The organism is Burkholderia pulmonis (assembly GCF_984667975.1).
In genome coordinates this window covers 208,328-232,148 of the sequence record NZ_OZ480188.1, presented here as the reverse complement: position 1 = coordinate 232,148, position 23,821 = coordinate 208,328, and the positions used below count along the sequence as shown (strand labels likewise).

Here is a 23,821-nt window from a genome sequence, read left to right as displayed (position 1 = left end):
TGCGCATGAAAGCGAGCCGCCTGTTGTCGATCATGATGCTGCTGCAAGCGCGCGGCCGGATGACCGCGCCTGCGCTCGCCGACGCGCTGGAGGTGTCGGAGCGTACGATCCTGCGCGATATCGACCAGCTCTCCACGGCCGGCGTGCCGATCTGGGGCGATCGCGGCCGCAACGGCGGCTTTCAGCTTCGCGACGGCTGGAGCACCGATCTCACGGGGCTCACCGAGCACGAAGCGCATGCGCTGATTCTCGCGGGCCTGCCCGGGCCGGCGAGCGAACTGGGCCTCGACGGCATGGCGGCCTCCGCACGGCTGAAGATGATGGCAAGCCTGCCGCCGGGCTCGCGCGAGCAGGCCGACCGCGTCGCCAGCCGGCTGCACGTCGATACCGTCGACTGGTACCGTGCGCAGGAAACGCCCGAATTTCTGCGCGAAGTCGCCGATGCGGTGTGGGGCGCGTACCGTATCGACGTGAAGTACCAGAGCTGGCGCGGCGTGTCCCGTCGCACGCTGGAGCCGCTCGGTCTCGTGCTCAAGGGTGGCGCGTGGTACCTGATTGCCAGGGTGGCCGGCAAGCCCGACGCGCTCACCTTCCGGCTGGCGAACATCCACGCACTCGACACGACGCGCCGCCGTTTCAGGCGCCCGGTGCGCTTCGATCTGGCCACGCACTGGCGGGACGCGATGAGCCGGCATGAAGCCGATCTTCACCGGCTGACCGCCCATGTCGCCGTATCGCCGCGCGGCGAAACCTGGCTGGCCAACGCACGGATCAAAACCGCACCGGCGCCGCCGGACGCCGGCAACACGGGGGTGCCGCCAGGATGGAAAACCTTCCTGATGCCGATCGAATCGATCGAGCACGGCGCGCGCAAGCTGCTCGGATATGGCGCACATGTGAAGATCCTCGGGCCGCAGGCGCTCAGGGATCAATTCTTCGACGAGTTGTCGCAGATGAAGGCGCTTTACCGCTCAAGTGACGATTGATGCAACACGCGGCGCATCAATCCCCGCCGGTCAAAGAACGGTATGCAAGCCCTGCCCGCAACCTCAGATCTCGTCGGAAAACTCGTCGAGAAAGCGCTGCAACCGATCGCGACGGATGATGGCCATGCGCGTACCGGTGACGGTCTGGAACCCGGTGGCCAGCTTCAGCAGCTTCGTGCGGAAGTGATCGATCGCGAATCGCGTGTCGTCGAGCGCCCGTTCCGACGCGTGCGGATCGGCCGGGTCGTACAGCGCGCTGCCCATCCGGCCCGCGACATAAAAGCAGCGCGCGACGCCCACCATGCCGATCGCATCGAGCCGGTCGGCATCCTGCAGCACCTTGGCTTCTAGCGTCTTCGGCGCGATGCAGGCCGAAAAACTGTGCGCCTCGACCGCATGCGCGACGGCGTCGATCTTCGCGTCCGGCCAGTCGAGCGACTTCAGCAGCTCGCGCGCCTTTTCCGCCGACAGCTGCGATGCCTGCGCACGCAGCGGGGAATTTTTCTCGACGGGCACACAATCGTGCAGCAGCGTCGCCGCACAGAGCACTTCGGCATCGCCGCCTTCCACGGCCTGGATCGCCGCCGCGTTCTTCCATACGCGCTGCAGATGCGAAGTGTCGTGGGCACCGTCGCCATGGGCGTCGTGCCAGCGGGCCAGCAAGGCTGTTGCCAGATCCTGAAAGGGGGCGAATGCAGAGGTCGTCACGGGTGGGGGTGGTCGAAGACTGGAGGTCGATTATCCCTCAAGCCCCACACGATCAGGGCCGATATCCGCGCATCGGACAAACCGTTACCTCCGGCAGAACCCCGTTGACCTATAGTGCAGGGTGCCCATTCAACGAGGAGAGCTGCAATGAAACTGCAGGCCAACGGTCCGTTCGAAGTAAAGCTGAATCCGGAATCCCTGAGCGCCGTCGCGGCGCAAAGCGGGCTCGGCCGCATGTCGCTCGACAAACAATTTCACGGCGACCTGGAAGCCGTCAGCCACGGCGAGATGCTCGCGTTTCGCAGCAGCGTCCAGGGTTCCGCGGGCTATGTGGCGATGGAAACGGTGCAAGGCGCGCTCGGCGGGCGCCAGGGCAGCTTCGTCCTGCAGCACAGCTCCACGATGACGCGCGGGGAGCCGAAGCAGTCGATCACCGTCGTGCCCGATTCCGGAACCGGAGAATTGCTGGGGCTCGCCGGTTCGATCATCATCCACATCGACAACGGCCGGCACTCGTACAGCTTCGACTATGAACTCCCTGACGCGGCGCAATAAGCCGTTCACGGAGCGGCCGCCTTACCCGGAACGGTGACGCGGCCCGGAGTTACGCGACCGCCTCGTCACGCAACCGAAACTGCGCGACCGCCGCGCTCAGCCGCGAGCCCTGCTCGTCGAGCGACAGCGCCGCGGCCGCCGCCTCCTCGACCAGCGCGGCATTGCGCTGCATCGTCTGCTCCATCTGGATCACCGCGGCGTTCACCTGCTCGATGCCCGACGACTGCTCCTCGAAGGCCAGGCTGGTTTCGCCCATGATTGCGTTGACGCGCTCGACCGCGGCGACGAGCTCGGCCATCGCCGAGCCGGCCAGCGCGACGAGACCGCTGCCGTCCTCGACGCGCCGCGCGGAATTGCCGATCAGTTCGCGGATTTCCTTCGCCGCCGCCGCGCAGCGCTGCGCGAGCCCGCGAACCTCCGTCGCGACGACCGCGAAACCGCGCCCCTGCTCGCCCGCGCGCGCGGCTTCGACGGCCGCGTTCAACGCGAGGATGTTCGTCTGGAACGCGATGCTCTCGATGACGCCGACGATGCCCGAGATGCGGGTGGAGCTGTTCGAAATCTCCGACATCGTCTCGACGACGCGCTGCATCGCCTCGCCGCCGCGCGACGCGATGCCGGCCGCACCCTCGACGTAGGTCCGCGCATCGCGCGCGTTGTCCGCATTCTGGCGCACGGCCGCCGTCAGTTGCTCGACGCTTGCGGCTGCCTGCTGCAGCGACACGGCCTGCTGCTCGGTACGCGTGGACAGGTCGACGTTGCCGCTCGCGATCGTGCGCACGTCGCCGACGATCGTCTCGGTGCTCGCGCGCACCTGGCTCACGGTATCGACGAGGCCGTCCTGCATCCGCTTCAACGCATTCAGCAGGTAAGCCATTTCGTTTTCGCCCGGGATGACGACAGCGCCGGTCAGGTCGCCCTTCGAGATTTTTTCGAACTGGCCGACCGCGAGATTGATCGGCTCGATGATCGCCTTCGCGAGCACGCGCTGTGCTACGAAGCCGATGACGAGCGCCAGCAGCGCGACCGCCCCCATCCCCCACACGATCCGGTGGAATTGCACGCCGGCCGCGTCGTAGCGTGCCTTCTGGCGCGCGACCTGGAACGATTCGAGCGCGTCGATCGCCTCCTGGTAGGCGGCGAACAACGCAGGCGGCGCGGTGCGCTGCGTGTCGAGGAAGTTGAATGCGTCGTCGCCGTCCAGCTGCGACAGCGCCTTCAGGAACACGCGGTCGAGCAGTGCACGGCGGCGACTCTGCAGCGTGTCGAACAGCGCCTGTTCGCTGGCGTCGCGCGCATGCAGGCGCGTGTACGCATCCAGTTCGTCGTTGCTCTGCTTGAGGAGCGAGTGGAGTTGCGCAACCTCGTCCTTCGCGGACTGGCCGGCGCTGACGACCTGCGCGACATCGCTCATGCGTTCGCGCAGCACGAGCATCCGCTCGGAGCTGGTTTTCAGGTGCAGCAGCGACGCGGTGTCGTCGCGGTACATCGCCTCGAGCGAGCCGTTGCCCGTGTAGAGGGCCGCGATGCAGGCGCCGACCACCAGCACGAGCAGCACGGTATAGCCGGCGATGGTCGCAACGAGTCCACCACGGATAGTGAGTTGTTTTCGCATGACGTTCCCTTGGGCTGGCCACGCACGGCCAGCGGCGGATGTGGATGCCGGATCACGAACGACGCGCGCCACGTCGCAACACGTGGCGCGGGGGCTGCGAACGGGTTAACGGCGGGGGGAACGGGCAGGTTTTACCTGCATGCGACGCGAATCTTGACGATTGCGACAGATGAAGCGGCGGCGGCAGCGCGGCTATCCGCCGTCGCCGAGCCTGGCACGAATCTCGTCGGCCGACAGGTCGTGCCGGTGCGTGGCAATCTGCCAGACGTTGCCCCACGCATCCTTCACCATCGCCCGCCTGTCGCCGTACGGCATGTCGGCAGGCGCTTCCAGCGACAGCGCTTGCGCCGCGATCGCCCGCCGATAGGTCGAATCGGCATCCTCGACATACACGTACAGAAACGCCGGCATCGGGTCGCGCAGGCCGTCTCCGCCGCTGATCATCACGACGGAATCGCCGATCCGGATGTCGGCAGGCAAGCCGACGCGGAATTCGCCTTGTGCGTGAAACACCGTCCGGATGAAGGCGATCAGGTTTTCCGGATCGGGCACGACGATGCGGGGCGTGACGGTATGCCATCCATCGGGCTGGAATGAAACCATGACGTGCAACCTCCGACGAGAATTCCGAATGGATTCTCCTCCACGGAAGGCAGCCTGAAAAGGGGCGCTCGAGTGTCAGGCTTCAGTCTCGTAAAACAGGCCGTATTCGCCCTTCGTGCGCCGGATGCGCGCGAAACCCGCCTCTCCCAGATGCATGCCGGCGATCAACAGCCCTTCCGCGCTGACCCGGTCCAGCAGCCGCGATCGCGTGGTCGCGGCCCGGGACGCATCCTGGTCGAACGCAATCGATACGTCCGGCCGCTTGATCTGGATGTGCGGAAAATGAACGATATCGCCCCACACGAGCAGCCCCTGACCGCCCGATTCGACGACATACCCGGTGTGCCCGTCGGTGTGCCCCGGTAACGCCATGGCGCGGATCCCCGGCAGCACTTCTCCTTCGTCGAAAGTCCGGAGCACGTCGCGATAGCCGTCGAATGCCTGACGCGCAATCATGAAATTGCCGCGGGCCCGCTCGCTCGCGCGGCTCAGATTGCCGTCGTCCCGCCAGAATTCGACCTCCCGCCGATGCGCAACCAGCTCCGCATTCGGAAACGCCACCTGCCCGGCGGCATTCACCAGCCCGCCGACATGATCGGGATGCGCATGCGTGAGCAGGACGGTGTCGATATCGGCAGGTTCGATGCCGGCAAGCCGTAAATTGTCCTGCAGGCGGCCGCCCCACTGCTTGATGCCGCCAGCCCCGGCGTCGACGAGAACGGTGCGGCCCTTGCCGCGCACCACGTAGCAGTTGATATGCACTGCAGAGGGCTCGTCCTGCCCCGCATCGTGCTGCATCCTCGACGCCTCGGACGCGTCGATATTCGACAGGAAATCGAGGCTGGCCGCGAGGTAGCCATCGCTGATCGCGGTGATCGTGAAATCGCCGACCTGCTGGCCGGGAAAGGTAACGGTGGACACGGCTCTTCTCCTGACCGGCTAGTTTCGGGCGTGAACGTTCGGTGCGGCGTGACCGAAGCAACGGATGCGCGCCGTCAGGCCCGTGCGGCGGACGATCGCGTGATCCAGCGCTTCCATGAACGCGTTCATGACCGCGGGCGGACGAAACGACTCCGCACGGTACTGGACTTCCACGAAAACGGGATGTCCGTATCCGTGCCGGACGCTCACATAGACGATGTGGACGTTTCTGCGTTCTGCCCGAAGAATGTCCGTACAGAGGCCGACGCAGTCGCCGGAAAGCCCGACGAGCGGCTCGTCAGCCGGCATGCGTTCCGCGTCGATATGGAAAGTCACGTTTGGCATCGCGATGCCTCCCTGGTCAGTTGCTCCGTCATCGGTGCGTAAAGGTAAAGGTCGGCCGGCCCATTCTCGACAAGCGGGGCGTCGCGCCGCGGCAGCACGGCAAGCCAGCGGCGCGCCGGACATTGCTCCAGCGCAACGGCCTGCATGGCCAGCGGTTTGAGCCCGATCCCGATCAGCGAATCGGGGCTGCTTGCGCTCAGCACGAGCAGCTCGTCGGCCTCGACCGCCGGCGCAAGACCGATATCGCTGTAGAGATTGCGGTGCCAGTCGGTGATGTGCTGCTGCCACCGCGCGAAATTGCCGCCGCCTTTCTGCCGATATTCATCCCCGGTCAGCACGTCGAGACCGTCGATCGTGTGGATGGCCAGATAGACGGGGCAGCCGTCGCCGATCGATTTGAAACGCTGCGACGAGTGAAAACCCGTCACCGAGATGAGGGCCGGCAGCTTTTCGAGGCTGTAGAAGTCGTTCCATTCGGCTTCGCTGCCGGGATCGGCGAAGCTGCATTCGACGGTGTAGATCATCTGGCTGTCCTTCGTGACGGGTAAGCATCCTGCTCGGCGAACACTTGATGTTCAGTGCAGTGACGTAATGCTAATCTGCTGTTTCCCGTGTATATATCGACTTAAAGTCAGCCTTCAGTGATATTTGCTCAAGCTGACGTCACATGCCCCCAACCGGCGAGACCCGATGCGACGCAAGATCCCGAGCAATTCCGCGCTCCTGGCCTTCGAGGCGGCCGCCCGACACGGCAGCTTCGCGCGCGCCGCCGACGAGCTGGCGCGCACCGAGGGCGCCGTCAGTCGCCAGATCGGGCGGCTCGAGGCATTTCTGGGCGTGACGCTGTTCGAGCGGGTCGGGAACCGGGTACGGCTTGCGCCCAACGGCACGCGCTATGCGGCGCAGGTGCGCGAGATTCTGGATCGGCTGGAACGGGACAGCCTGTATCTGATGGGGCAGCCCGTCGAGGGGGCGAGCATCGACATCGCCGCGATCCCGACCTTCGCCACCCGCTGGCTGATTCCCCGTCTGAAGCGCTTTCAGGAGCGGCACCCGAACATCACCGTGCATATCGCCGAACGGATGGAACCCTTCCTCCTCGCCGGCAGCGGTTTCGACGCGGCCATTCATTTCGAGCATCCGGCATGGGCCGGCATGCATCCGCATCGCCTGCTGGAGGAAGTGCTGGTGCCCGTCTGCAGTCCGGCGCTCCTCGCCGGCGTGGGCGCAAACCCGTCGCTGGATGGCCTGCCGCGCCTGCACCGGCGGCAGAATCCGGACGCGTGGCAGATCTATGCGCAGGAAACCGGCATCGTGCTGACCAATTCGGCCGTCGGCCCGCGGTACGATCTCCATTCGATGCTGATCGAGGCGGCGCTGGCCGGCCTGGGCGTAGCATTGGTGCCGCGCCTTTACATCGGAACGGAGCTTGAACAAGGCCGCCTGGTCACGCCCTGGCCCGACGGCAAAGCGGTGACCAAGAACTTCTGCCTCGTGCTTCCCGAGCCGATCGAATTGAGCACCGGGCCGGTGCGGGCATTCGCGGAATGGGTGCTCGGCGAAGTACGAGCGTAGATGGATCGAACAGCAGTTCGCCTCGTGCCGTCATTCGACTTCCAGCGCCCGATCGCCGACAATCCGTCCGAAAGCATCCGGTGAAGGCATTGGACGAGAGGACCAACGGGTCAAAACATGAACGTCTCGACAAGGAATCTGACCGCGCTTCCCGATATTCCCGGCCTGATGCGCCTGACGCAATCGCTTGCGATCCTCGACGCCGTGATCTCGCCGGAATGGGAATACCGGTATTACTCGTTCAATCGGGCATGGGCAGACGGCGAGCAAATGGCGTCGATGCGCGACGGATCCGGGGATCACTGGTTCGCGATCTTCTCCGCCGCCGGCGCCGCGCTTCATGGCGTGATGCGCGAGGCCCCGACGTACCGGCCCGGAAAGCCTTCGCCCGCCGTCTTCGGCAGCCTGCCCGAACCGTTCCACGCGAACCTGTTGCAAGAACCGGCGTTCACCCCCCACGACAGCACCTTCTGCATCTGGCGCCTTGCCCATGACGCAGGCTGGTCCTGCGGGCCGACCGAATCTTCCTCGACGGAAGATCCCGACGGCTCTGGCCGCCTGCTCGGCATACTGGCGGGACGCCCCGGGCAATACGTCGAATTCGCCGCCGACTATTACGAGTGCGACATCGATCCGCGCGACGTTGCGGCGGTGTACCGTCACGAACCGCTTACCGCCGCGCTCGTCCGACGGCTCAATCCCGAACTCGATTTCGATTCCCTCGGCGACGATCTCGCCGAGATCGGCTATCCGCAATTGGCCCTGGACGGCCGCTGACGCAATCCGCCCGATGCGCCGCGATCGCCGACGTACGCCGGATATCCGGCCGCGTGGCTACCGGAACACGAGGTCGAGTCGCTTGCTGCAGTCATCGCATCGCCGTATCAGCACACCGCCTCATCGACCTGGGAGTCCGCATGGCCAACCGATCCTATCTCTACAGCCTCGGCAACCGGCCGACGTCGTACGAGGACCGCCCGGAAACGATCTCCGGGCTGTCCGAATGGGCGTATGACGTGCCTTTCATGTACCGGCTGCTCATGTCGGGCGACCCGCAGCTGTGCGCATCGCTCATCTCGGACGGGCTGGACGGCACGACCATGCCGCTGCATGCGATCAGCAGTGCGTTCGAACCCGGATTCGAACGGACAAAGCATTTCGTAGCAATCCTCATGGTTCTGCTTGCGCCGCAGGAGGCGCACATCCCTGCCGCACCGGCGGCGGAAGCCCCTGGGTCGACGTTCGTGGACCGGATGCGGCGCTGGGTCGGCCTGACGCCCGCTCCGCCGGCGCCGAAACCTGCGCCGGAATCCGGACCGGCGGCCACGCCCGTCGCCATCGACCATTTACCGGCATGGCTCGACGACACCCTCGCGTTTCTTGAACAGCATCGCGACCGGTACCTGCTGCTCGAAACCATCGAACTCGATCTGATGTCCGAGAGCGATGCCGATGCGTTGCGTAAGCTCGTCGAAGCGGAAATCGACCGTTGCCGCCGCGTGGGTGCCGCGTTCGACGCGCTGCCCGATGACGCCACAGAAGCCGCGCGCGTCCTGCAACGCGCCGCGGTAGAACGGCAGGCCGCGCCGCTCGACGCCTTTTTCGGGTTACGCTTCGACGATCACTGCGACAGCACGCGTACGCGTGCGACGGAATACCCGCTGGGGCTCGAATGGAACGACGAGTTGTACTTCACGCTGTTCAACCGGGAGCAATTCGAGGCCAGCCGGAAACAACCGGATTGATGCCGGCGGCAGCAGGCAAGTTGCTGCATCGTGGAGATTGCGACGCACTCCTGTATCGCAATGGCTATCCCCCTTCATTCAGGAAATCCCTTTACACATGATGCAGGCAGACATCGAAGCACCAGGGCCGGCCGGCCCCCTGAGGGGCACGCTGTTGTCTCCCGCGGCAGGCGGCGCTCCCGTGGTGCTGATCGTGCCGGGATCGGGCCCGACCGACAGGAATGGCAACAATCCATACGGCGTCCGGGCTTCCACGTTTCGGCTGCTTGCCGAGGGGTTGTTGAATCACGGCATCGCATCGGTTCGAATCGACAAGCGCGGCATGTACGGCAGCGCGTCGGCGATACCGGATGCGAACGACGTCACGATCGACGACTATGCGGCGGACGTTCATTCGTGGGTGACGACGATCCGGACGAAGACCGGTGCTTCCTGTGTATGGGTGCTGGGGCACAGCGAGGGAGGATTGGTCGCGTTGTCCGCTGCGCGGCAAACCGCCGACATGTGCGGCCTGATTCTGGTGTCTGCGGCAGGACGGCCGCTCGGGCAAGTATTGAGGGAGCAACTGCAGTCGAACCCCGCGAATGCGCCGATCCTGGGCAACGCGATGTCGATACTCGATTCCCTCGATGCGGGAAAGACGGTAGACGCGGACGGGATCGATCCAGCACTGATGCCGCTTTTCGCGCCGCAGGTTCAGCGTTTTCTGATGAGCGAATTGACCGTCGACCCGGCCGCGCTCCTGGCGGGCTGCACGAAACCGGCGTTGATCGTGCAAGGCACGCGGGATATTCAGGTTGGCCTGCAGGATGCGCAACGCCTGAAGGAGGCCAATCCACGCGCCCGGCTGGCGGTTGTCGAGAACGCCAATCATGCGCTCAAGGCTGTCCATACGGAGGATCGGGACGAAAACCTGGCCGCTTACACGAACCCGGATCTTCCGCTGGCGGACGGTGTGGTGGAAGCCATTGCGGCGTTCGTTCATGAAGCGGCGGCAAGTGCGCATGCCGGCCATCCCGTTCCGAAACGGAACAGCGCACCATGACAAACCTGATTCGATTCCGGGTTCGGCCGGTGTATCACGGCACCGATCTGCTGGTCGAGATATTCGAAGATCATCGTGCAGCCGACTTTCCCGACGTCGCGGCGATCCTCAAAAATGCGCTGCATTCCGTGCGGATGCCGCATCCGGACGGCCTCGATGCCCCGCCACTCGCGCTGCCTGAGGATCGCTATTTCAGCTACTGGACGTATGCGCGCGGGCAATATGAAATCGACGACGATGTCTGGGGATTGTTCGTGACTGCGTCAGCCAACAACCGGGCCATCGTCGCCGACGTCGAACGAGCACTTCTGTTGACGGGGAAGTTCGTGAAGGAAGATGTCGACTTCAGTCAGTTCGCGTGACGCAAAGGCATCAAGGCAAGCTCACGTCACGACCTCCCGTGTGGACGTTCGCGTATAGCCGCTCGATTGCCAGCAACGGGACGAAGCGCGAGATCGCGAGACGGGTCTCGAATTCGATATGCCGCCCGTCACTTCGTAGCACCGGCGACCTCATGTTAATGTTGTCGGTTCAGTCAACACACACGAGCGAAAAGAATGGGAAAGTGGCTCGCAATTGGCGTCGCCATCGGCGCCGCGGTTGGAGCAGCAACCAGAAACATGGGGCTGTGGTTGAGTTTGGGCGCTGCGATAGGCTGTGCCATCGGCGTCTCCGCAAACAAGTTGCGTCGGTAGCCGCGAACTGATCACGCAACGGTTCGATGTCCGTTGGCAGTAGTCGGTCGATCTGCGGTGAACCGTTTTTTCGGGGCAAAGGGGCAAAGGGGCGGATGTGCGGAAGCCCCGACCCGAACAGCGCACATACCGCGAACCAACCGGCCCAATGGCGCGCGCCTGTTGATCGGTTTCCTGTTGCCGATCGCGACGCTCGGGCTCTCAATCGAATGGCTTGCACGAGCGCACAGCGAAGGTCAGCGCTCAAACCGTGCCATGTGCGGCAAGATTGCAGTATTGCCCTTTGAAATACAGCAACGGCTGCGTTGCAGCGGATTCCTGCAGGTTCAACGCCTTCACTTCGCCAATCACGATCAGATGATCACCTGCGGCGTGTTCGGCGTAGATTTCGCAATCAAGCCAGTGCAGGCTGCCGGCAATGACCGGATTACCCAGCGGCGATTCCTGCCATTCGACTCCGTGCCACTTGTCCGCGCCTCGTCGCGCGAATTGGTTCGAAATCCCGGCTTGTTCGCCTGACAGGATATTGACTGCGAAGCGACCCGCCTGACGAATTTTCGGATAGCTGGCCGAACCGGACATGACGCTGAACGACACCAGCGGAGGGTTCATCGACACGCTATAGAACGACTGGCAAGTGAAGCCGACCGGCTCGTCATCGATGTGCGACGTAATCACCGTGATACCGGATGCGTAATGCCCGAGCGCTTCGCGGAAGCTCAATGGTTCGATGGCCGTGCTGGGAAATGACATGGTAGATGCTGAATGCCGGGGGCGGCCCGAAAGTGTCGAGGAAGCGCTGAACGCCACCTGATCCGTTTCGATCAGGAACAACGTCTGCGGCCTGCTTGCGCATGTCGGCTGGACCGGAGTCGACAACGGTCGTTGCTCCATCTATGCGCTCGAGGAATCCGGGCGGTGCGTTCCTGCAGCCGGGAGCCTTTTTGAGACATCCCCTGACCCGTACCCCCTTCAATTCCCCGAGCACCCGTTCCGACTTCAACCCGGAACTAGTTCGAGAGTTCTCTGCGAACGATTTCCGCGCCTGCGCTCAAAGCGCTCAGCTTGCCCCTCGCTACGCCGCGGGACAACGGAGCCATGCCGCAGTTGGTGCACGGATAGAGCTTGTCGGCATCCACGAACTGAAGTGCCTTTCGCAAGGTGTTGGCGACTTCCTCGGGCGTCTCGACAGTATCGGTTGCCACGTCAATGGCCCCCACCATCACCTTCTTGCCTCGAATGAGCTCGATCAGATCCATCGGAACATGGGAGTTGTGGCATTCCAGCGAAACCATACCGATACTGGATTTTTGCAGCTTGGGGAAGGCTTCTTCGTACTGCCGCCACTCCGACCCCAGCGTCTTCTTCCAATCCGTATTGGCCTTGATGCCGTAGCCATAGCAAATATGCACGGCGGTTTCGCACTTGAGGCCTTCAATTGCCCTTTCCAGGGTCGCCACTCCCCAATCGTTCACCTCGTCGAAGAAAACATTGAATGCGGGCTCGTCGAATTGAATGATATCGACGCCGGCGGCCTCCAGTTCCCTGGCTTCCTGATTCAGGATCTTTGCGAACTCCCAGGCCAGTTTTTCGCGACTCTTGTAATGATCGTCATAAAGCGTATCGATCATGGTCATCGGGCCAGGCAGGGCCCATTTGATGGGTTGCGTGGTTTGCTGGCGCAGAAATTTCGCGTCGTCGACAAAAACCGGCTTTTGGCGCGCAACGGCACCCACGACCGTCGGCACGCTTGCATCATAGCGGTCGCGAATTCTGACGGTCTTGCGGTTCTCGAAATCGACGCCGCTGAGGTGCTCGATGAACGTCGTGACAAAATGCTGACGCGTTTGCTCGCCGTCGCTGACGATATCGATGCCGGCGTGCTGCTGCTCTTGCAAAGACAAACGCAAAGCATCCTGTTTGCCTTCGATCAACCCCTCGTCCTGCAATTTCCAGGGCGACCAGAGTGTCTCGGGTTGTGCGAGCCAGGAGGGCTTGGGCAAGCTGCCGGCGGTCGACGTAGGTAACAGTTTCTTCACAATAGATGCCTGGTGTTTTTGATTAGTCAAAGAGCGTAGCTGGCGGACCACTGCTCAAGAACAGCCTGGTACGGTTTGATGAAGTGTTCCTCGACAAACCTTCCCTGCTCGATAGCCAGCCGGCTGCGTTCTTCTCGATCGTAAACAATTCGAGTTAATGAAAAATCCTGGTGCTTCAAACTTGGCTGATAGGATTTCCCTGCCGCGGAATTCGCGTTGTAAATCTCGGGACGGTAAATTTTCTGGAACGTATCCATCGTGCTGATGGTACCGATAAGCTCGAGATCGCTGTAATCGCCAAGCAAATCGCCGGAAAAATAAAAAGCCAGAGGCGCAACACTATTCGGAGGCATGAAATAACGAACCTTCAACCCCATTTTTCTGAAGTACTCGTCGGTCAGCGAGTATTCGTCCTGCTGGTACTCGATGCCCAGCACCGGATGCTGATTGGCAGTCCGACGATAAGTCTTGCTACTCGAAACGCTCAGGCAGATCACGGGCTGCTTTTTGAAATTGGCCTTGTAGGCGTCTGAATTCACAAAGCATTTGAACAGTTTCCCGTGCAGATCCCCAAAGTTCTCCGGCGCGCTGAATTCGGGCTGGTTCCGGGTGTGCTCCATCAGCAGAACGCTGAAGTCATAATCCCGCACATAGGAGGAAAAATTATTTCCTACGATACCCTCGATGCGCTCACCGGTTTTTCGATCGAGAATATTCGTTTTCAATACTTCAATCAGGGGAAGCCCGGTGCCGCTGCTTTCGCCCTCAATGCTCATCTCGACGGAAATGATCTCGAGCTTGACGGCATAGCGATCGCCCTCGGGATTATCCCAATGCGCCAAAGCATTGAAACGATTGTCGATCATCCTGAATGTGTTGCGCAAATTCTCCTGACGACTCGTTCCTCTGGCCAGGTTGGCAAAGTTGGTCGTGATGCGCGTACTGTCCGACGGCCGATAGTCCTCGTCGAAACAAATGCTTTTGATGGCAAAAGTAAAATCTTTACTCATTTTGATCTGGCGCCCTGATTTCCGAGATAAAACCCGAATTCATCCTTGATTTTTCAATGTCTTCCGATCTTATTTTCTGATTTTTCCTCAGAAATCTTTACGACATCGGTATTCAGGGCAAATTTTATGTCGGGCCATCCATGAAAAAAAGTGAATTTATCTCATCGACCCATTAGCCATGCTCATGGTGTGACAGGCATGCTGGCTTGCTGGCGAGACTTGCCCTCGCCGTTCGCACGTTCGCTGCCCGAGCAGGTTGCGCCCCGGTCATACGACGCCTCGTGTCCCAACGCTCTCGAGTCCGGGACATCTGTTTCGGGGGTTTTTGCTTGCGAGGTTTGACCGCCTCGGCACTCAGCCAGACAGAAGGCCTGATGGCGATGTCATGGAGCGCACCTGGCGAATGCCGTGCGTGACACGAAGGTTCGCCTGCTTCGGATCGAGTCCGGCAGCGAACCTTTAAATGACGCGTGCGTGAAAAAGACGCCCTTCACCGCGCGGGTAAAGAACGACGAAGGGAATGACTGGAAGCCGGTTCAGTCTTGTGCTGAATCGCGGCAGATAAGCGGCGCACGCTGGTTCCGGGCCGCTTCCGATTCCGATGCTTTAGCGGAATCCAGGGGCCTGCGCCATGACGATCCGGGACATGCGTCGGACGGTACGCAGCGCGTGCCGGAATTTTGTCCGCGTCCGGTGTTGATCCGGGTAACGACGCCACGCTCAGGATTCGATTGCGGAGTCGTCGTCGCCGTAAAACTTCACGCCCAGCTGGATGCGCTCCCGGCCGCTGTCCACACGATGCCGGTTGCTGTCGCGCAGCGAATAGACGCAACCGCAATATTCCTGCTGGTAGAAGCTCTCCCGCTTGCTGATCTCGATCATGCGCGCCGAGCCGCCGCCTTTGCGCCAGTTGTATTCCCAATACAGCATGTCGGGATAGTGCGAGGCCGCACGCACGCCGCAATCGTTGATCTGTTGCATGTTCTTCCACCGCGAGATGCCCAACGAACTGGTGATCACCGGGAAGTCGTGCTCATGCGCATACAATGCCGTGCGCTCAAAACGCATATCGAAGCACATCGTGCAGCGGATGCCGCGCTCCGGCTCGTTTTCCATTCCCCTGGCACGCTCGAACCAGTTGTCGCGGTCGTAGTCGGCGTCGACAAACGGGATACCGAACTTCTCTGCAAACCGGATGTTTTCCTGTTTGCGCAGTTCGTATTCCTTCAGCGGATGGATATTCGGGTTGTAGAAGAAGATCGTGAAGTCGATGCCGGACGCCTGCATCGCTTCCATCACTTCGCCCGAGCACGGCGCACAGCAGGAATGCAGCAGCACTTTCTTGTGCCCGCCCGGTAACGCCAATGGCTTGCGTTCGATTGTGGATGCCATGAGAAGTGCGATGAAGTACGCCCGCGCTCGTCGGGCCGGGCAACTTCGAATTGTCGCCTCCGACCCGCCGAAATGAAAATGGATATGTTTTCATGTTCCCATGAGCCGCATTCATGGAACCCGCGGCCACGAAGCATCAGGCCACGTCAGCCCTTTTCGCCTGTTCGATGAACGCACGCAGGTAATCGATACCCACGTCCGCCTCGCGAGCCCCCAGATAGATGTGCTTGGCAATGCCGTTCTCGCCCAGCCGTACCGGCACCACGTTCATCTTGTCCGCGTATTCCAGCACCAGCCAGCGTGGCAGGGCGGCCACGCCGCGGCCGCTGGCGACCATCTGCAGCATGATGTCGGTGGTCTCGATCGCCTTGTGGCGTTTGGGCGTGATTCCGGCCGGCGTGAGGAACATGCTGTAGATATCCAGGCGGTCGACCGGCACCGGGTAGGTCACCAGTACCTCACTGGTCAGCTGCTTGGGCGTGACGTATTCCTCGTTGGCCAGCCTGTGGTTGCCGGCCACGACCAGGACTTGCTCGTAGTCGAATACCGGTTCGAATACGAGGCCTGGCTTGTCCAGCGGATCGGGCGTGACCAGCAAGTCGATCTCGTATCCGAACAGCGCACCGATGCCACCAAACTGGAATTTCTGTTTGACGTCCACGTCCACATCCGGCCACGCGGCCAGATAGGGCGACACGACTTTCAGCAGCCACTGGTAACACGGGTGGCATTCCATGCCGATGCGCAGGGAGCCGCGCTCGCCCTGGGCGAATTGCCGCAAGCGCTCTTCGGCCAGATTCAGCTGCGGCAGCACCCGGTTGGCCACCGCCAGCAGGTATTGGCCGGCCTGGGTCAGGCGCAGGCTACGGCCTTCGCGCAGCCAGATGTCGGTGCCCAGCTGCTGCTCCAGCTTCTTCATGCTGTGGCTCAACGCCGACTGCGTCACGTGCAGGACACCCGCGGCCGCGGTCAGCGAGCCCTGCTTTTCCACCTCTTGCACGATGGACAAATGAATGCGATCAAGCATGATGAATGAGTGAAATTCATGTTTATTTGAGATAGACGAATTTTACTTCATCGTTTGCGCCCTTGCGATCCGGCAATTCAGGGATTTTCGACGGAGAGACCGGCGAAACGCCACCACCTCCACCCGATCGCCTCCGTTCCCCGAACAAACCGAAACCCCCTCGCACGTTTGGCATGCAATAAAATCATTGCATATCATGTGTCATGAATGACGACCAGCTTGACCAGGTTTTCAAGGCGCTTGCCGACCCGATCCGTCGCAGGATCATCGATCGGTTGCGCGAGCAGCCCGACCAGTCGCTCTTCCAGATTTGTGCCGTGGCAGTCGCGGCGGGTGAAAAAGCCATCTCCCGGCAGGCAGTGACCCAGCATCTCGACATGCTGGAGAAAGCCGGCCTGGTTCGCATCTCCTGGTCGGGCCGCACCAAGATCCATTCCCTTGATCTCCAACCGCTGCGCAAAGCAGCCGACATCTGGCTTCAGAGACATCTGAAGGAAGGAGAAGAGCCATGAGAATCTATGTCACGACCGTCTTTGTCGACGATCAATCCCGGGCGCTGGACTTCTACACGAAGGCCCTTGGCTTCGTCGTGAAACATGACATCCCGCTGGGCGAGCATCGCTGGCTCACCGTCGTATCGAGCGAGGCACCCGACGGAACGGAGCTGCTGCTGGAGCCGAGCGAGCACCCTGCAGTGGGGCCCTACAAGCGGGCGCTCGTCGAAGACGGCATACCGGCGGCATCATTTCAGGTCGACGATCTGGACACCGAATATCAGCGGCTGCGCGCCCTCGACGTCCGGTTCGTCACAAACCCGATGGATGCGGGCATGGTCCGCATGGCCGTATTCGACGATACCTGCGGCAACCTGATTCAGCTCGTCCAGATGAAGGACAACCAGGCATCGTCACGTTGAAGCCGGGAGGTGGGGCATGCAGATGGCGGAACATGAGGTCGTCATTGCCGGAGGCGGGCCAACCGGCCTGATGCTGGCAGCCGAGCTGGCGTTGGCTGGCGTCGACGTCGCCATCGTCGAGCGCCGGCCCGATCAGGCGCTTGCCGGTTCGCGCGCGGGCGGCCTGCTTGCACGGACACTCGAGATTTTCGATCAACGCGGCATCGTTGACCGGTTCCTTGCCGAAGGCCAGAAGGCCCAGGTCACGGGATTTGCTTCGATCCGCCTGGACATCAGCGATTTTCCGACCCGGCACCACTACGTGCTGGGGCTTCGGCAGAAACATATCGAGCGCATTCTGGCCGGATGGATCGACGAACTGAAGGTACGGATCTACCGCAGCTGCGAGTTGACCGGTTTCGCGCAGGACGACACCGGCGTCTCGATCGAGTTGTCCGGGCGAGCGGCGCTGCGGGCGCGCTATCTCGTCGGGTGCGACGGCGGCCGCAGCCTCGTCCGCAAGACCGCCGGTATCGCGTTTCCGGGCTGGGACGCAACGACCAGCAGCATTCTCGCCGAGGGCGAAGTGACCGAGGAGCCGCCGCTGGGCGTCCATCGCACCGCATCGGGCATTCATGCGTTTGGCCGTGAGGAATACGAAATTCGCGACGGCAGGATCGTGTTCGCGACCGAAGGCCCCGTCGGGGTCATGGTGACCGAAAAGACGGTCGGGGCGACGGCCGAACCCACGCTCGACGATCTCAAGGAAGCACTCGTCGCCGCATTCGGCACCGATTACGGCATCCATCGCCTGACGTGGATTTCCCGGTTCACCGACATGGCGCGGCAGGCGGCGGCCTACCGCAAGGGCCGGGTTCTCCTGGCAGGCGATGCCGCGCACGTGCACTCGCCGGTGGGCGGCAAGGGCCTCAATATCGGCGTGCAGGATGCGGTGAATCTGGGCTGGAAACTGGCCCAGGTCGTGAAAGGCACCTCGCCGGACAGCCTGCTCGATACGTATCATGCCGAGCAACATCCGGTCGCGGCCCGCGTGCTGCGCACGACCCTGGCGCAGGTCGCGTTGCAGCGCACGGACGACCGCACCGAAGCATTGCGCGACATCACCGCGGAGCTGCTCGGGATGGACGAGCCGCGCAAGCGAATCGCCGCCGAGATGTCCGGGCTGGGTATCCGCTACGATCTCGGCGAAGGACATCCGCTGATCGGCCGCCGCATGCCGGACCTCGACGTGATCACGCCCGACGGTCCCGTGCGCGTCTTCACGCTGCTTCGCGATGCACGGCCGGTGCTGTTGAATCTCGACGTACCCGGCAGCGTCGACATCACGCGCTGGTCCGATCGCGTCAGGCTGGTTCACGCCGGTTACGACGGTGCATGGAACCTGCCTGCGCTCGGCCTGGTTGACGCACCGACGGCGGTGTTGATCCGGCCCGACGGATATGTCGCGTGGGTGGGCACCGGCACGCAGGACGGTCTCCACCATGCGATGAACACGTGGTTCGGGCCACCCGGGCACGCACGCGATCGTCATCCCGCTCGATGACATCCGCAAAGGAGGGGATGGCACACGCCCTCTCCATGCAGCCGGGCCGCCCTCCCGAACGCATCCCGATCGTCGAAGGCGCTCACACCTGCTCGTTCGCGGCCCCCGCTTCGCCATAAACCACGATAGTCAACCGTTCTTCCGCACCCGGCACGACAAAGTACCGGGTAATCTGCTCGAACTCCGCATCCGACGCCTGAAACGGATGCTCCCCTCGCGCGTTGCGCGCGTGCAGACGCGCCTTGCACACCGCGTCGCTGACATCGAGGAAATGAAGCCGATGACCGCAGCCGGCGGCCTTCGAAACCCCATGCCCCCACGCACGCGCCGCCACGGTATTGAACGGAAAATCGAGCACCACCGAAACGCCTGCCTGCAGTAACGCGCGGACATGATCGGCGATTACGTCCCGGATACGCGTAGCACAGCGAACATAATCGCCGATCGACTGAATCTCGCCCGGATAGAGCCGGGCAAGCCATACGTCTTCGCTGATCAGGACGGCCCGCGCATCGCTCGCCAGCCTCGCGGTCAGCGTCGATTTCCCCGATGCGATCTTGCCGCACACCATGTGGAGCAACACCGCGTCGTTCGATGACGACGCTTGGGATAGATTTCCGGTCTGCATTTCCAGGCACTCCGTGGATGGCCCGGAAAGCAAAAACCCGCCTTCCGGGCGGGTTTTGATGACAGGCTTTCAGTCGATGGCTACCCCGCCGGCACACGTGCGGCGCGAATAATCGAAGGGGTACGCGATCGGTTCATGCGCATCAGAATAATCAACTGCCCGAGCCGGAGCAAGCGGGTCCGATGCGGCACGCGTCGATCACGGCCAGAGGCTACCCTCCTCGCCCAGCCCGCGCGCAGCCAGCCTGACCCTGGTGTCTTCGTTCCACTTCCGGTTGCCCGAAAGCAGCCTGACGGACCGCGCAGCCGGCGGCCAGTCGCGATCGCGCAACGCATTCAGGTCGAGCGCCACATCCAGCGCGCGAAATTCCCGCAGCCTGTCCTGCCCGTCCAGCCCTACCAGTTCAGCCAGCTTCCTGCAATTGAACAGCGACAGCCGCGCCAGCGTCGCGCCGGACAGGTCCAGCGTCGACAGCTGCAACTGATCCTCGATGCGCAGCGCGGAAAGCGACGGCAAGCGCGACAGGTCGCCCAGCGTGGACAGCCCGCGTACGCGCAGGATCTGCAGCAGTTCGACGGTGGTGCTCGACAGGTCGTCGAGATTGTCGCGACCGCCCAGGAGCAGCGTCATTTCCTGCAGGCCCGGGATCGCCTGGATGAAGCCGAGCGGATACTTCTTCGCATAACAACTGAGCGTCAGCTTGCGCAACCCGGGCAGGCCGGCGATCGCGTCGATCCCTTTGGCGTGCCCCTGGACGAAGAGTTCGGTCAACGATGCGCACTTCGCGAGCGGCGACAGGTCGATGTTCCGCTTCTCGTTTTCCGACAGCACCAGCCGCTCGAGCCGGCCCGGGTCGAGCGTGCCGAGAAAGTCAGGCCGGTTCAGCTTGAACACCCCGAAGCCCAACCGCTTCAGCCGGGGCAGCCGGCCGATCTCCTCTTCGTGCACGATCTCGGTCAGGCAATCGACCGACAGGTCGCGTGCGTCGGGTAAATGGCGCAGCACGGCCGCATCGAACGGCGCCCAGTAGTGACCGTAGAAACGGACCTGAAGCCGATCCCCGGCCAGCCGGCAAGCCTCGTTCAGCGATTGCAGGATTTCCGGGCCGTACGCATCGGGCTTGCTGAACTGAACGACCAGCCGCTCGTGCTGCTCGCAGGCCTCCAGGATTTCCGTCGGCGAAACGATTTCCGGATCGGTAATCCGGCCACTGAATACCTGCAGCATGCACGCTCCGGCAATGGGCTCACGGCCTCGTCATCGGGCGACTGCAGCGCGCAACCGGCACCGCTCCCACGCCCGCCCTATTTGAATTCCGGCTTCCGATCATGCGGAACCGGTGTCGCTCATCACTTCGGAAACACACCCTTGCTCATCGCATCGAGCTGCCGGACGATCTCCGCGCGCAGTTCCGCCGATACCTCGACGCTGTCGAGCAGTTCCGAAATCCACAGCCCGTCGGCGGCGAGCCGGCAGATCATCAACGTCGCGGCCTGCCCGAGCGGCACGGGATCGGGCCGCGTCCATTCGCGCATCGGCACCGACCATCGCGCACGCGTGTCCTGCTCGGTGATCATCGACGCGACCAGCACGCGCAGCACGTCGGTACTCGCGGCCGGGTTGGCCGCATCGAGCACCGCATGCAGATAGGCGCGCGCCGCCGCGCCGTCGCCGTGCGAATCGGCCGCCATCCGCGCGTCCATCTGCGCGCCGAACCGCTCGGTTGCCTGCCCGAACAGCGCGTCGAGCAGCCCCTGCTTGTTCGCGAAGTGATACTGCAGCGCGCCTTTCGTCACGCCGGCGCGCTCGGCCACCGCGTCGAGCGTCAGCGCGGCCACGCCGTGATGTGTCGCGATGTCCGACGCCGCCGCCAGCAACTGCGCGCGCACCTGATCGGGCGCTTTTTTGCGTCGCACGCCGGCGGCGGCAGCAGCCGGCGCCGGCGATCCTTCAGGCGCCCGTGCACCGGCCGTCCCGGCCGGTTCGACAGGCGCGGAGACGTCGTGCGGCGCGGGTTCGAGGCGTTTTTTCATGGTGCGGATGGTAGCACCCGGCGTCTCGATATAAACATTCCGGCCGGATGGTATGATCCGCCGCATGAATAAATCGGCCCCCTCTTCCTGGTCCGCGCTCGACACCGCGATCGCCCGTGGACGCGACGCGCTCGTGCGTCTTCAGCAGCCCGACGGCAGCTGGTGTTTCGAGCTCGAATCCGACGCGACGATCACCGCGGAATACATCCTGATGATGCATTTCATGGACAGGATCGACGACGTGCGCCAGGAGAAGATGGCGCGTTACCTGCGCGCGAACCAGCGGCTCGACACGCATGGCGCATGGGCGCTGTACGTCGACGGCGCACCGGACGTGTCGTGCAGCGTGAAGGCGTATTTCGCGCTGAAGGCGGCCGGCGACAGCGAACACGCGCCGCACATGGTCCGCGCGCGCGACGCGATCCTGACGCTCGGCGGCGCGGCACGCGCGAACGTGTTCACGCGCATCCTGCTCGCGACGTTCGGCCAGGTGCCGTGGCGCGCGGCGCCGTTCATGCCGATCGAATTCGTGCTGTTCCCGAAGTGGGTACCGATCTCGATGTACAAAGTCGCGTACTGGGCGCGTACGACGATGGTGCCGCTGCTGGTGCTGTGTTCGCTGAAGGCGCGCGCGCGCAATCCGCGCAACATCTCGATCAGCGAGTTGTTCGTCACGCCACCGGACGAGGAACGCCGGTACTTCCCGCCCGCACGCGGCATGCGCAGGGTGTTCCTCGCGCTCGACCGCACGGTCCGCCATATCGAGCCGCTGATGCCGAAGGGCCTGCGGCAACGCGCGATCCGGCATGCGCAAGCGTGGTGCGCGGAGCGCATGAACGGCGAGGACGGGCTCGGCGGCATCTTCCCGCCGATCGTCTACAGCTACCAGATGATGCAGGTGCTCGGCTACCCGGACGACCACCCGCTGCGACGCGATTGCGAGAACGCGCTGGAGAAGCTGCTGGTCACGCGGCCGGACGGCAGCATGTATTGCCAGCCGTGCCTGTCGCCGGTGTGGGACACCGCGTGGAGCACGATGGCGCTCGAACAGGCACGCGGCGTCGCGGCGCCGGAAGGCGACGAGGCGGCCGTCACGCCGCGCGAACTCGATGAACGCATCGCGCGCGCGTACGACTGGCTGGCCGTGCGCCAGGTCAACGACCTGCGCGGCGACTGGATCGAGAACGTGCCGGCCGATGTCGAGCCGGGCGGCTGGGCGTTCCAGTACGCGAACCCGTACTACCCCGACATCGACGACACCGCGGTCGTCACCGCGATGCTCGACCGCCGCGGCCGCACGCATCGCAACGCGGACGGCACGAACCCGTATGCACCGCGCGTCGCGCGCGCGCTCGACTGGATGCGCGGGCTGCAATCGCGCAACGGCGGCTTCGCGGCATTCGATGCCGATTGCGACCGCCTGTACCTGAACGCGATCCCGTTCGCCGATCACGGCGCGCTGCTCGATCCGCCGACCGAGGACGTGTCGGGCCGCGTGCTGCTGTGCTTCGGCGTGACGAAGCGCGAGGAAGATCGCGCATCGCTCGCGCGCTGCATCGAGTACGTGAAGCGCACGCAGCAGCCCGACGGCAGCTGGTGGGGCCGCTGGGGCACGAACTACATCTACGGCACGTGGAGCGTGCTGGCCGGCCTCGCGCTCGCCGGCGAGGACAAGTCGCAGCCGTACATCGCGCGCGCGATCGAGTGGCTGCGCGCCCGGCAGCATGCGGATGGCGGCTGGGGCGAAACGAACGACAGCTATATCGACCCGACACTCGGCGGCACGAACGGCGGTGAGAGCACGTCGAACTTCACCGCGTGGGCACTGCTCGCGCAGATGGCGTTCGGCGACTGCGAATCCGATTCGGTGAAGCGCGGCATCGCGTATCTGCAGTCGGTGCAGCAGGACGACGGCTTCTGGTGGCACCGCTCGCACAATGCGCCGGGCTTCCCGCGCATCTTCTATCTGAAGTATCACGGCTATACCGCGTACTTCCCGCTGTGGGCGCTTGCGCGCTATCGGCGTCTGGCGGGCACGGCTGCTCCGGCCGCAGTGGAAGCAACCGATACGGCAGTCGCCTGAACGACCGCGCGCCGCGGTGCCTCAGGGTACCCGGCGCGGTCGTTGTCACATTCCCCTTCTCGCCGATTCACCCGCGCCCTTCCCCCGCATCGTCGCGAACGCATCGCGCAGATTCGCGCAGAACGCTTCGCCGATCATCGACAACGGCTGCGACGCGGACGTCACCAGATAGAGGTGATCGGGCACGGCCGGCTCGAACGGCTTGACGGCCACGCGCTGGCCCGCATACGCGGCCGTCACCGGATCGATCAGTGCGACGCCCGCACCGTTCGCGACGAACGCGACGATCGTCTGCGACAGCTGCGCCTCGATCGACCTTCGCAGATTCGACGAGACCGGCACCGGTCGGCGTCGTCG

Annotated in this window: 25 protein-coding genes and 2 pseudogenes; 12 read left to right on the top strand and 15 right to left on the bottom strand. The window is 63.3% G+C overall.

The window, feature by feature from the left end:
• The first annotated feature begins 5 nt into the window (after window positions 1-5).
• Complete coding sequence (locus AC5LXK_RS32950) at window positions 6-986, top strand: helix-turn-helix transcriptional regulator (protein WP_493394806.1); 981 nt, start codon at window positions 6-8, stop codon at window positions 984-986.
• Window positions 987-1,049: 63 nt separating this feature from the next.
• Here AC5LXK_RS32950 and AC5LXK_RS32945 read toward each other — a convergent pair whose 3' ends face one another.
• Window positions 1,050-1,694 carry an HD domain-containing protein gene (locus tag AC5LXK_RS32945; protein WP_493394805.1) on the bottom strand — a complete coding sequence of 215 codons (645 nt, stop codon included), beginning with the start codon at window positions 1,692-1,694 and terminating at the stop codon, window positions 1,050-1,052.
• A 147-nt stretch (window positions 1,695-1,841) separates the two neighbouring features.
• On the opposite strand from AC5LXK_RS32945, the gene AC5LXK_RS32940 reads away from it, so the two are divergent.
• A complete protein-coding gene (locus tag AC5LXK_RS32940; RefSeq protein ID WP_493394804.1) occupies window positions 1,842-2,249 on the top strand; it encodes a DUF3224 domain-containing protein in 408 nt (135 codons plus the stop codon).
• A 49-nt stretch (window positions 2,250-2,298) separates the two neighbouring features.
• Here the strand turns inward: AC5LXK_RS32940 and AC5LXK_RS32935 are convergent, their stop codons facing one another.
• From AC5LXK_RS32935 to AC5LXK_RS32915, 5 genes are all read right to left on the bottom strand, one after another.
• Window positions 2,299-3,864, bottom strand: a complete 1,566-nt coding sequence (locus tag AC5LXK_RS32935; protein ID WP_493394803.1) for a methyl-accepting chemotaxis protein — start codon at window positions 3,862-3,864, stop codon at window positions 2,299-2,301.
• Window positions 3,865-4,056: 192 nt separating this feature from the next.
• Window positions 4,057-4,467, bottom strand: a complete 411-nt coding sequence (locus AC5LXK_RS32930) for a VOC family protein (RefSeq protein WP_493394802.1) — start codon at window positions 4,465-4,467, stop codon at window positions 4,057-4,059.
• Window positions 4,468-4,542: 75 nt separating this feature from the next.
• The gene (locus AC5LXK_RS32925) at window positions 4,543-5,388 is read right to left on the bottom strand and encodes an MBL fold metallo-hydrolase (RefSeq protein WP_493394801.1); all 846 of its coding nucleotides are present in this window, start codon (window positions 5,386-5,388) and stop codon (window positions 4,543-4,545) included.
• An 18-nt stretch (window positions 5,389-5,406) separates the two neighbouring features.
• On the bottom strand, window positions 5,407-5,733 hold the full coding sequence (locus AC5LXK_RS32920) for a hypothetical protein (protein ID WP_493394800.1): 327 nt from the start codon (window positions 5,731-5,733) through the stop codon (window positions 5,407-5,409).
• On the bottom strand, window positions 5,721-6,257 hold the full coding sequence (locus AC5LXK_RS32915; RefSeq protein WP_493394799.1) for a sugar ABC transporter: 537 nt from the start codon (window positions 6,255-6,257) through the stop codon (window positions 5,721-5,723). Before AC5LXK_RS32915 ends, AC5LXK_RS32920 begins: the two co-directional genes overlap by 13 nt.
• 166 nt (window positions 6,258-6,423) lie before the next feature.
• Here AC5LXK_RS32915 and AC5LXK_RS32910 point away from each other — a divergent pair, with 166 nt between their 5' ends.
• From AC5LXK_RS32910 to AC5LXK_RS32885, 6 genes and pseudogenes are all read left to right on the top strand, one after another.
• The gene (locus AC5LXK_RS32910; protein WP_493394798.1) at window positions 6,424-7,308 is read left to right on the top strand and encodes a LysR substrate-binding domain-containing protein; all 885 of its coding nucleotides are present in this window, start codon (window positions 6,424-6,426) and stop codon (window positions 7,306-7,308) included.
• A gap of 117 nt (window positions 7,309-7,425) precedes the next feature.
• Complete coding sequence (locus AC5LXK_RS32905; RefSeq protein ID WP_493394797.1) at window positions 7,426-8,085, top strand: hypothetical protein; 660 nt, start codon at window positions 7,426-7,428, stop codon at window positions 8,083-8,085.
• Between the two features lie 140 nt (window positions 8,086-8,225).
• A complete protein-coding gene (locus AC5LXK_RS32900; protein WP_493394796.1) occupies window positions 8,226-9,053 on the top strand; it encodes a DUF7822 domain-containing protein in 828 nt (275 codons plus the stop codon).
• Between the two features lie 97 nt (window positions 9,054-9,150).
• The gene (locus tag AC5LXK_RS32895; protein WP_493394795.1) at window positions 9,151-10,098 is read left to right on the top strand and encodes an alpha/beta hydrolase; all 948 of its coding nucleotides are present in this window, start codon (window positions 9,151-9,153) and stop codon (window positions 10,096-10,098) included.
• A complete protein-coding gene (locus AC5LXK_RS32890) occupies window positions 10,095-10,460 on the top strand; it encodes a hypothetical protein (protein ID WP_493394794.1) in 366 nt (121 codons plus the stop codon). Before AC5LXK_RS32895 ends, AC5LXK_RS32890 begins: the two co-directional genes overlap by 4 nt.
• 192 nt (window positions 10,461-10,652) lie before the next feature.
• Window positions 10,653-10,793: pseudogene (locus AC5LXK_RS32885) on the top strand (glycine zipper domain-containing protein); the annotation flags it as partial.
• A gap of 243 nt (window positions 10,794-11,036) precedes the next feature.
• On the opposite strand, the gene AC5LXK_RS32880 reads toward AC5LXK_RS32885, so the two are convergent.
• The 5 genes from AC5LXK_RS32880 to AC5LXK_RS32860 form a co-directional block, all read right to left on the bottom strand.
• Window positions 11,037-11,627: a flavin reductase family protein gene (locus AC5LXK_RS32880; protein WP_493394793.1), complete on the bottom strand. Its 591-nt coding sequence runs from the start codon at window positions 11,625-11,627 to the stop codon at window positions 11,037-11,039.
• Window positions 11,628-11,803: 176 nt separating this feature from the next.
• Window positions 11,804-12,832: a methionine synthase gene (locus AC5LXK_RS32875; protein ID WP_493394792.1), complete on the bottom strand. Its 1,029-nt coding sequence runs from the start codon at window positions 12,830-12,832 to the stop codon at window positions 11,804-11,806.
• A 26-nt stretch (window positions 12,833-12,858) separates the two neighbouring features.
• Window positions 12,859-13,842 carry a DUF1852 domain-containing protein gene (locus tag AC5LXK_RS32870; protein WP_493394791.1) on the bottom strand — a complete coding sequence of 328 codons (984 nt, stop codon included), beginning with the start codon at window positions 13,840-13,842 and terminating at the stop codon, window positions 12,859-12,861.
• Window positions 13,843-14,562: 720 nt separating this feature from the next.
• Complete coding sequence (locus AC5LXK_RS32865) at window positions 14,563-15,234, bottom strand: epoxyqueuosine reductase QueH (protein WP_493394790.1); 672 nt, start codon at window positions 15,232-15,234, stop codon at window positions 14,563-14,565.
• 136 nt (window positions 15,235-15,370) lie between these two features.
• Window positions 15,371-16,261 carry a LysR family transcriptional regulator gene (locus tag AC5LXK_RS32860; RefSeq protein ID WP_493394789.1) on the bottom strand — a complete coding sequence of 297 codons (891 nt, stop codon included), beginning with the start codon at window positions 16,259-16,261 and terminating at the stop codon, window positions 15,371-15,373.
• 203 nt (window positions 16,262-16,464) lie between these two features.
• Between AC5LXK_RS32860 and AC5LXK_RS32855 the strand changes: the two genes are divergently transcribed.
• From AC5LXK_RS32855 to AC5LXK_RS32845, 3 genes are read left to right on the top strand one after another with little or no spacing between them, the layout of a single operon-like run.
• Window positions 16,465-16,773 (top strand): ArsR/SmtB family transcription factor, encoded by a 309-nt coding sequence (locus AC5LXK_RS32855; protein ID WP_493394788.1) that lies wholly within the window; start codon window positions 16,465-16,467, stop codon window positions 16,771-16,773.
• A complete protein-coding gene (locus AC5LXK_RS32850) occupies window positions 16,770-17,177 on the top strand; it encodes a VOC family protein (protein ID WP_493394787.1) in 408 nt (135 codons plus the stop codon). The genes AC5LXK_RS32855 and AC5LXK_RS32850 overlap by 4 nt, the downstream gene beginning before the upstream one ends.
• Window positions 17,178-17,193: 16 nt before the next feature.
• The gene (locus AC5LXK_RS32845) at window positions 17,194-18,720 is read left to right on the top strand and encodes an FAD-dependent monooxygenase (RefSeq protein WP_493394786.1); all 1,527 of its coding nucleotides are present in this window, start codon (window positions 17,194-17,196) and stop codon (window positions 18,718-18,720) included.
• An 82-nt stretch (window positions 18,721-18,802) separates the two neighbouring features.
• Here the strand turns inward: AC5LXK_RS32845 and AC5LXK_RS32840 are convergent, their stop codons facing one another.
• From AC5LXK_RS32840 to AC5LXK_RS32830, 3 genes are all read right to left on the bottom strand, one after another.
• Entirely contained in the window at window positions 18,803-19,348 is a 546-nt protein-coding gene (locus AC5LXK_RS32840; RefSeq protein ID WP_493394785.1) for a P-loop nucleotide/nucleoside kinase family protein, read from the bottom strand.
• 198 nt (window positions 19,349-19,546) lie between these two features.
• Entirely contained in the window at window positions 19,547-20,575 is a 1,029-nt protein-coding gene (locus AC5LXK_RS32835; protein ID WP_493394784.1) for a leucine-rich repeat domain-containing protein, read from the bottom strand.
• Between the two features lie 122 nt (window positions 20,576-20,697).
• Window positions 20,698-21,381, bottom strand: coding sequence for a TetR/AcrR family transcriptional regulator (locus AC5LXK_RS32830; RefSeq protein WP_493394783.1), 684 nt, complete (start codon window positions 21,379-21,381; stop codon window positions 20,698-20,700).
• A gap of 52 nt (window positions 21,382-21,433) precedes the next feature.
• Between AC5LXK_RS32830 and shc the strand changes: the two genes are divergently transcribed.
• A complete protein-coding gene (gene shc / locus AC5LXK_RS32825) occupies window positions 21,434-23,464 on the top strand; it encodes a squalene--hopene cyclase (RefSeq protein WP_493394782.1) in 2,031 nt (676 codons plus the stop codon).
• A 45-nt stretch (window positions 23,465-23,509) separates the two neighbouring features.
• Here shc and AC5LXK_RS32820 read toward each other — a convergent pair.
• Window positions 23,510-23,806 (bottom strand): annotated as a pseudogene (locus AC5LXK_RS32820) (LysR substrate-binding domain-containing protein); the annotation flags it as partial.
• Window positions 23,807-23,821 lie beyond the last annotated feature (15 nt).

What these genes read in the sequence shown, in the direction of transcription:
- AC5LXK_RS32935 (WP_493394803.1), bottom strand. Translation starts at nt 3,864, where the DNA reads ATGCGAAAACAACTCACTATCCGTGGTGGACTCGTTGCGACCATCGCC.
- AC5LXK_RS32840 (WP_493394785.1), bottom strand. Translation starts at nt 19,348, where the DNA reads ATGCAGACCGGAAATCTATCCCAAGCGTCGTCATCGAACGACGCGGTG.
- AC5LXK_RS32895 (WP_493394795.1), top strand. Translation starts at nt 9,151, where the DNA reads ATGATGCAGGCAGACATCGAAGCACCAGGGCCGGCCGGCCCCCTGAGG.
- AC5LXK_RS32855 (WP_493394788.1), top strand. Translation starts at nt 16,465, where the DNA reads ATGAATGACGACCAGCTTGACCAGGTTTTCAAGGCGCTTGCCGACCCG.
- AC5LXK_RS32865 (WP_493394790.1), bottom strand. Translation starts at nt 15,234, where the DNA reads ATGGCATCCACAATCGAACGCAAGCCATTGGCGTTACCGGGCGGGCAC.
- AC5LXK_RS32845 (WP_493394786.1), top strand. Translation starts at nt 17,194, where the DNA reads ATGCAGATGGCGGAACATGAGGTCGTCATTGCCGGAGGCGGGCCAACC.
- AC5LXK_RS32905 (WP_493394797.1), top strand. Translation starts at nt 7,426, where the DNA reads ATGAACGTCTCGACAAGGAATCTGACCGCGCTTCCCGATATTCCCGGC.
- AC5LXK_RS32835 (WP_493394784.1), bottom strand. Translation starts at nt 20,575, where the DNA reads ATGCTGCAGGTATTCAGTGGCCGGATTACCGATCCGGAAATCGTTTCG.
- AC5LXK_RS32930 (WP_493394802.1), bottom strand. Translation starts at nt 4,467, where the DNA reads ATGGTTTCATTCCAGCCCGATGGATGGCATACCGTCACGCCCCGCATC.
- AC5LXK_RS32890 (WP_493394794.1), top strand. Translation starts at nt 10,095, where the DNA reads ATGACAAACCTGATTCGATTCCGGGTTCGGCCGGTGTATCACGGCACC.
- AC5LXK_RS32830 (WP_493394783.1), bottom strand. Translation starts at nt 21,381, where the DNA reads ATGAAAAAACGCCTCGAACCCGCGCCGCACGACGTCTCCGCGCCTGTC.
- AC5LXK_RS32900 (WP_493394796.1), top strand. Translation starts at nt 8,226, where the DNA reads ATGGCCAACCGATCCTATCTCTACAGCCTCGGCAACCGGCCGACGTCG.
- AC5LXK_RS32940 (WP_493394804.1), top strand. Translation starts at nt 1,842, where the DNA reads ATGAAACTGCAGGCCAACGGTCCGTTCGAAGTAAAGCTGAATCCGGAA.
- AC5LXK_RS32860 (WP_493394789.1), bottom strand. Translation starts at nt 16,261, where the DNA reads ATGCTTGATCGCATTCATTTGTCCATCGTGCAAGAGGTGGAAAAGCAG.
- shc (WP_493394782.1), top strand. Translation starts at nt 21,434, where the DNA reads ATGATCCGCCGCATGAATAAATCGGCCCCCTCTTCCTGGTCCGCGCTC.
- AC5LXK_RS32870 (WP_493394791.1), bottom strand. Translation starts at nt 13,842, where the DNA reads ATGAGTAAAGATTTTACTTTTGCCATCAAAAGCATTTGTTTCGACGAG.
- AC5LXK_RS32920 (WP_493394800.1), bottom strand. Translation starts at nt 5,733, where the DNA reads ATGCCAAACGTGACTTTCCATATCGACGCGGAACGCATGCCGGCTGAC.
- AC5LXK_RS32915 (WP_493394799.1), bottom strand. Translation starts at nt 6,257, where the DNA reads ATGATCTACACCGTCGAATGCAGCTTCGCCGATCCCGGCAGCGAAGCC.
- AC5LXK_RS32950 (WP_493394806.1), top strand. Translation starts at nt 6, where the DNA reads ATGAAAGCGAGCCGCCTGTTGTCGATCATGATGCTGCTGCAAGCGCGC.
- AC5LXK_RS32910 (WP_493394798.1), top strand. Translation starts at nt 6,424, where the DNA reads ATGCGACGCAAGATCCCGAGCAATTCCGCGCTCCTGGCCTTCGAGGCG.
- AC5LXK_RS32850 (WP_493394787.1), top strand. Translation starts at nt 16,770, where the DNA reads ATGAGAATCTATGTCACGACCGTCTTTGTCGACGATCAATCCCGGGCG.